This is a genomic window from Corynebacterium sp. 32222D000AT (genome assembly GCF_053546955.1).
In genome coordinates, this window is record NZ_JBPPVW010000033.1 from 1 (window position 1) to 6,540 (window position 6,540).

Below are 6,540 nucleotides of genomic sequence, written 5' to 3' on the forward strand. Positions count from 1 at the left end.
GTGCAGGTCGCCCCGCCGCGGGCGACCGTGCCCCCGCCCAAGGCCTTCCACCCGCCGGCGGACCAACTCGCCCCGGCCGCCCTAAACGCCGCGGTCGACGCCGTCCGCGCCGGCAGCCCCGACGAGCCGACGGCGGCAACCGGCCCCGACCTGGATCTACTGCAGGCGGCCGTGCGCTCCGGGCGGGCCGTAGTCATCGGTTATGCCACCAAGACCGGGGCGCAGAAATCCTTGCGCGCCACGCCGCTAACGGTCTCCGGCGGGCAGGTCGACGCCCGCGCCCAAGCGCGGACCGTGCGCATCCCGCTGTCCCGTATTACCTCGCTCACCCTGGACTAATCGGGCCGGTCCGGCCCTCTCCGCGAGGCACGCGGCGGGGCTATTCCGGCGGTAGTATTGCAAATGCCCTTGACGCGATGTTGTGTTTATGCAATATTTTACTACGAACATCGACCCGACCCGGAAGGCCCCCCCCTTGTGCCACGACTGGAAATAGACCAACTCAACAAGTCCTACGGTGACCACCGCGTCCTCCACGATCTTTCGCTCAACGTGAGGGCGGGCGAGATTTACGGCTTCGTCGGCTCCAACGGCGCCGGCAAATCCACCACCATGCGCATCGCGCTGGGAGTGCTGTCCACCGACTCCGGCCAGGTCCGCTTGGACGGCGAGCCGCTGGATGACAGCAACCGCCGCCGGATCGGCTACATGCCGGAAGAGCGCGGCCTCTACGGCAAGGAGTCGCTTCTCAGCCAGCTGACCTTCTTCGCCTCGCTGCACGGCATCCCGGCCGCGGAGGGCAAAGCCAAGGCCGGCGAGCTGCTCGAGCGTCTCGGCCTGGGCGAGCGCAAGGACGACAAGCTGGATGATCTGTCGCTGGGCAACCAACAGCGCGTCCAGCTGGCCGCCTCGCTGATCCATTCCCCGGACGTGCTCATCCTGGACGAGCCCTTCTCCGGGCTCGACCCGGTGGCCGTGGAGGTCATGAGTGAGATGCTCGTCGAGCGCGCCCGCTCCGGCGTGGCCGTGCTCTTCTCCTCCCACCAGCTGGACCTGGTCCAGCGCCTGTGCGACCGCGTAGGGATCCTCTCCCACGGCCGGCTCGTCGCAGAAGGCGGCGTCGAGGAGCTTCGGAACTCCGGCCCGGTGCGCTACCGCGTGGCCACCGAGGCCCGCGGCTGGTACCCGCCCGGCTGCGAGGTCGTCGAGGAAGGCCCCGAACACGTGGTGCTCACTGCCGAGGACGTGGACGACCAGACCATCCTCCGCGCCGCCCTCCAGGCCGGGCCCGTCCACGCCTTCGGACGCGTGGTCCCTGACCTGACCGAACTGTTCCGCGACGTCGTCTCTTCGACCAACCAGGAGGCCTAAACCCATGCGCTATTCTTCCCCCGCCACCATCTGGACCGTGGCCAAGCGCGAGATGGCCATCACGGCCAAGACCCGCGCCGTCCAAATCACCGTCGCCCTCCTGCTGTTGGTGACCATCGGAGGCATCACCGCCGCTAACTTCTTCTTGGGCTCCGATGACGAGGCCGACACCGTCGCCGTCGTCGAGATGCCCACCGAGGCCTTCGACAACAGCGGGCTTGATGCCCGCGAGGCTGACGATGCCGACCAGGCCGCCGAGTTGGTCCGCAACGGCGACGCCGAGGCCGCCCTGGTGCCCGGCGACGAGGGCTGGGACCTCATTAGCCAAGACGGGGATCCCAGCCAGCCCGTGACCGCCACCATCAACCAGGTAGTCGAGGCTTACGCCAGCCAGACCGCCTTGCAGGAGCTTGGGGTCAGCCCCGCCGACTACGCCCAGGCGCTGCCGGAGACCACGGTCAACGTCGTCAGCGTGGACGAGGCCGACGGCACGGCCAGCAGCGAGGAAGACATCGTCTCCGTGCTGACCGTGCTGGCCGCGGCGATGATCATCATCTTCTCCGTCATCACCTTCGCCAGCCTGGTCGGCGGCCGCGTGACCGAGGAGAAGTCCTCCCGCGTGGTGGAGATCATTCTCTCCTCCGTCCGCCCGCTGGATTTCCTGGCCGGCAAGATCCTGGGGGTTACCATCTTCGGCTTCGTGACCACCCTGGTGCTCGTCGGCGCCGGCGCCGCCGCCCTGGCGTTTACCGAATTCTCGGACCATTTCTCGCTCAACTGGGGCCTCTTCGCCGTCATGCTGGTCGGCTGCCTGCTGGGCCTGCTCTTCTTCGGCAGCCTCTACGCCGCGGCCGGCTCCCTCATCCAGCGCACCGAGGACCTCCAGTCCACGCAGACGCCGATCCTCCTCCTGCTCATCCTCACCGCCTACGTGCCCGCCTTCGGCTGGAACAGCCTGGACTCCACGCTCATGCAGGTCGCCGGCTGGCTGCCGCCATTTTCCATGGTGACCGCCCCGATGCAGTACGCCGTCGGCAACTTCGGGGCCGCCCAGCTGGCGCTGTCCTACCTGCTCTTCGCGGTGACCACCGCTGGGGTCATCTGGTTGGTTGCCCGCATCTACCGCGGCGCTATCCTCAATAACGGAAAGAAAATGACCTGGCGCGCTGCCCTCAAGGGCTAAGCCGACCTCAAGGCTCAAACCAGCCTCAAGGTTCAAACCGCGCTGGGTTGTCCCCGACCGTTTTTCGAGGAGAACCACCGCCCTATGCCCGGCCCGCTCATCGTCCAATCCGACAAGACCGTCCTGCTGGAGGTCGATCACCCGGAGGCCGATAGCGCCCGCCGGGCGCTTGCCCCCTTCGCCGAACTCGAGCGCGCGCCGGAGCATATCCACACCTACCGCATCACGCCCCTGGCGCTGTGGAACGCCCGCGCCGCCGGCCACGACGCCGAACAGGTCGTGGACGTGCTGGAAAGCTACTCCCGCTTTCCCGTCCCGCAGGCGCTGCTCGTCGACGTCGCGGAGACGATGTCGCGCTACGGCCGCGTCAGCATTGACAAACACCCGGCCCACGGCCTCATCCTCACCTCGGCGGAACCGGCCATCCTCGCGGAACTGGAGCGTCACAAGAAGGTCGCCCCGCTGCTGGGCGCCCGGATTGATGAAAATACCTTTGCGGTGCCGCCGTCCCACCGCGGGCGCCTGAAGCAGGCGCTGCTGCAGGTCGGCTGGCCGGCCAGCGATACCGCCGGCTACGTCGACGGCGAGTCCCACCCGATTGCCTTAACCGAGGACGGCTGGCAGCTGCGCGACTACCAGCGCCAGGCCACGGATTCCTTCTGGGAGGGCGGCTCCGGCGTGGTGGTGCTGCCCTGCGGTGCGGGCAAGACCCTGGTCGGCGCGGCCGCCATGGCCCGCGCGCAGGCCACCACCCTGATCCTGGTGACCAACACGGTGGCCGGACGCCAGTGGCGCGATGAGCTACTGCGCCGCACGAGCCTGACCGCCTCGGAGATCGGCGAGTACTCCGGCGAGAAGAAAGAGATCAAGCCGGTGACCATCGCGACCTACCAGGTGGTCACGCGCAAGACCCGCGGGGAATACGCCGCACTAGACCTGTTCGACTCCCGTGACTGGGGCCTTATCATCTACGACGAGGTCCACCTGCTGCCCGCCCCGGTCTTCCGCATGACCTCCGACCTGCAGTCGCGGCGCCGCCTAGGGCTGACCGCCACCCTCATCCGTGAGGACGGCCTGGAGGGCGACGTCTTCTCGCTGATCGGGCCCAAGCGCTACGACGCCCCCTGGAAGGACCTGGAAAACGCCGGATATATCGCCACCGCCGAGTGCACCGAGGTCCGCGTGGAGATGACTCCTGAGGAGCGCATGACCTACGCGACCGCGCCGACGCGGGACCGCTACCGGCTAGCAGCCAGCGCGGAGGCGAAATACCGCGTGGTCGACCAGCTCGTCGCCTCCCTCCCGGGCGTGCCGACGCTAATTATCGGCGGGTTTATCGACCAGCTCAAGACCATCGGTGAGCGCCTCGGAGCGCCCGTTATTGACGGCCGGACCTCGACCGCCAAGCGCGAGGAAGCCTTCCGCTCCTTCCGCGCCGGTGAGACCACCACCCTGGTGGTCTCCAAGGTGGCAAACTTCAGCATCGATCTCCCCGAGGCCGCCCTGGCCATCCAGGTCTCCGGCACCTTCGGCTCGCGCCAGGAAGAAGCCCAGCGCCTGGGCCGCCTGCTGCGCCCCAAGACCGACGATAACGAGGCCGAGTTCTACACCGTGGTCACCCGCGACAGCGTGGACGCTGAGTTCGCCCTCCACCGGCAGCGATTCCTCGCGGAGCAGGGATATGCCTACCGCCTGGTCGACGCAGTAGACTTGGGTAGCGATGAAGATCTTTAAATTTGAGGTCGATGAGGCCTTCGCGAAAAAACACAACGAACTGCTCCGAGACTCCAAGCGGCTGCTGATGTCCGGGCTCATCATGGGCGTACTCCTGGTGATTATCGGCGCGGCCCTTTGGTACTTCGTCGAGTCCGCGTGGGGCTTTACCGTCGGGCTCGGCATCATCCTGTTCGGCATCATGTGTGCCGTGGTCGGCGTTCTCTCCTCCCGCAAGGTGGGCACCGCCCAGCAGCTCTACGACTCCTACCCGCTGGCCCCCGGCGTCATTGCTGAGGTCACCGACCGGGAGATGTACCTGTTGGCCCTAGTCAACACCAACGTCGATCCGGAAGCTGAACCCCGCTGGGGCGCCGCTCTGCGCCGGGTGAATTCCATCCCGGGCGTGGACCGCAAGGTCGGCACCAAGGTCCCCGTCGCCGCGATTGGCGGGCACCACACCAACTCGGACAAGAACCACTGGCAGCAGATCTCCCCGATGCCCATCGCCTGGGGAACCCCCGACCAGGAGGTCGTCGCCATCGCCCGCAAGTCCATCCCTCAGGACCAGTGGCAGCGCCTCGAGCGCGCCCGCAAGCGCCTGAGCGACGTCAAGGCCACCAAGTTCGACCTGTTGGTCCTCTAGTCGACTACCTCCCAATCATCGCCCGTGCTTTTAAATGGCGCGGGCGATTTCGCTTGCTAGGCCCGTGTAATTTTCCGGCCGCTGGATTTCCGTGAGATCCACAAACTTTAGTTGGTCTGCGACCTCGGGGCGGCCAGCGATATAGTTTTCCAAGCTAATCCCCGTGTCCCGGTACTGGGTGGCAAAGTCCTGGACCAGGTCATGGGCCGGACCGTGGCCGATAACCTTGGCAAACTCCATCATGATGGCTTCGGTCATGGTCAAAACGCCCTCGGCTTCGACGTTGGCGCGCAGCGCATCGGCATCGAAGGAAAGGTTGCCGAGGAGTTTTTCCAGCTTACGGCCGGCGCCTTCCACCGCGGCGAAAATGCGCGGCAAACAATCGCGCTCGACCTCGATGGCGCGATGGTCGCGCTCATCCGCGCTAGGCGTCTGGGTGAGCATAGTGGACGCCGATCCTGCCGCCATACGAGCGGCGGCGGAGATTTTCATAGTTGTAAACGGGTTTCGCTTTTGCGGCATGGTACTCGAACCCGAAAAATGCGGGTCCAGTTCTTCCTCGGCCTCGCCGGTGTCAGAACGCTGCATCTCAAAGAGGTCTTCCGCGATCTTGGCCAAGGTCTGGCCGTAGATGCTGACGATACACGCGAGCTCCGTGATCGTGTCTCGCTGTGCGTGCCAGGCGATTTCCTCGAACTCGAGCCCCAGGCGGCGAGCGACCAGGCGTGCGACCGTCGAGCCGTACTCTCCCATCGCGGCATAGGTGCCCACCGCGCCGGAGAATTGCACGAGCAAGACGTGATCGCGAGTGTTCTGCAGGCGCCCGTAACAACGGCGCAGCGCCTTGACCCAGGTGGCCACCCGGTAGCCCAACGTAGTCGGCAAGGCATACTGTCCGTTGGTGCGCGCGACCATAACCGTATCCGCGTGCTCGTGCGCCAGGTCCACGAGTACGTCGATGAGGCGACGCAGGGTATGCATGATCAGATCCAGGCTCGCCTTGATCTGCAACGCGCGCCCGGTATCCAGGATGTCTTGGGTCGTCGCCCCGAAGTGAACCCAGCCGCGGGCGTCCTCGGGTAGCTCCGCGCGGAGCGCATCCAGGCCCAGGGTGAAGGGGTTGCCCATTGCCCCGCGGCTGATATCCTCCTCTACCTCAGAGCTCACCGACGCGTTGTCCACGATGGCAGCCGCTCCGGATTCCGGGATCATCCCCACCTGTCCCTGTGCCGCCGCCAGCGCCGCCTCCACGGCATACCACCCGGCGATAGTCTCCCTCACCGACCACACCTTCTCCATCTCAGGTGTGACGTAGCCGCGGCTGCTGATCGCATTGTCAAAAGAACTAAAGGGCATGGTGCAATTCCGAACTCTCTAAGGAAGTAGACAATAGTTCGTAATTCTAGACCCGCCGATGACAGCGACCACAATCAGCTAGACTCGCTAGCCCAAAACCGGGCTGGGGCCCTCCTTTGGGCATGCGAAAGCACCCGGTAGAAAACCATGGTGGTGGTTTTCTACCGGGTGCTTTGTTGGTTATTGAGTTGTTTTTGTTGTTTGGTGTCGGCGGTAACCTACTCTCCCACAACCTCCCGGTTGCAGTACCATCGGCGCGACGCAGGCTTAG

The 6,540-nt window shown here is 65.6% G+C and carries 5 protein-coding genes and 1 pseudogene; 5 read left to right on the forward strand and 1 reads right to left on the reverse strand.

The features are described 5' to 3' along the window. From ACEE23_RS11330 to ACEE23_RS11350, 5 genes and pseudogenes are all read left to right on the forward strand, one after another. Positions 1-339 (forward strand): annotated as a pseudogene (locus tag ACEE23_RS11330) (helicase-associated domain-containing protein); the annotation flags it as partial. A gap of 138 nt (positions 340-477) precedes the next feature. Next, complete coding sequence (locus ACEE23_RS11335) at positions 478-1,371, forward strand: ABC transporter ATP-binding protein (protein ID WP_448872951.1); 894 nt, start codon at positions 478-480, stop codon at positions 1,369-1,371. A gap of 4 nt (positions 1,372-1,375) precedes the next feature. Further along, positions 1,376-2,554, forward strand: a complete 1,179-nt coding sequence (locus tag ACEE23_RS11340) for an ABC transporter permease (protein ID WP_448872949.1) — start codon at positions 1,376-1,378, stop codon at positions 2,552-2,554. 84 nt (positions 2,555-2,638) lie between these two features. After that, positions 2,639-4,288 (forward strand): DNA repair helicase XPB, encoded by a 1,650-nt coding sequence (locus ACEE23_RS11345; protein ID WP_448872947.1) that lies wholly within the window; start codon positions 2,639-2,641, stop codon positions 4,286-4,288. Next, on the forward strand, positions 4,275-4,913 hold the full coding sequence (locus tag ACEE23_RS11350) for a DUF3239 domain-containing protein (protein WP_448872945.1): 639 nt from the start codon (positions 4,275-4,277) through the stop codon (positions 4,911-4,913). Before ACEE23_RS11345 ends, ACEE23_RS11350 begins: the two co-directional genes overlap by 14 nt. A gap of 30 nt (positions 4,914-4,943) precedes the next feature. On the opposite strand, the gene ACEE23_RS11355 is transcribed toward ACEE23_RS11350, so the two are convergent. Next, positions 4,944-6,194, reverse strand: coding sequence for a lyase family protein (locus tag ACEE23_RS11355; protein ID WP_448872943.1), 1,251 nt, complete (start codon positions 6,192-6,194; stop codon positions 4,944-4,946). Between the last annotated feature and the right edge of the window lie 346 nt (positions 6,195-6,540).

What these genes read in the sequence shown, in the direction of transcription:
- ACEE23_RS11345 (WP_448872947.1), top strand. Translation starts at nt 2,639, where the DNA reads ATGCCCGGCCCGCTCATCGTCCAATCCGACAAGACCGTCCTGCTGGAG.
- ACEE23_RS11340 (WP_448872949.1), top strand. Translation starts at nt 1,376, where the DNA reads ATGCGCTATTCTTCCCCCGCCACCATCTGGACCGTGGCCAAGCGCGAG.
- ACEE23_RS11350 (WP_448872945.1), top strand. Translation starts at nt 4,275, where the DNA reads ATGAAGATCTTTAAATTTGAGGTCGATGAGGCCTTCGCGAAAAAACAC.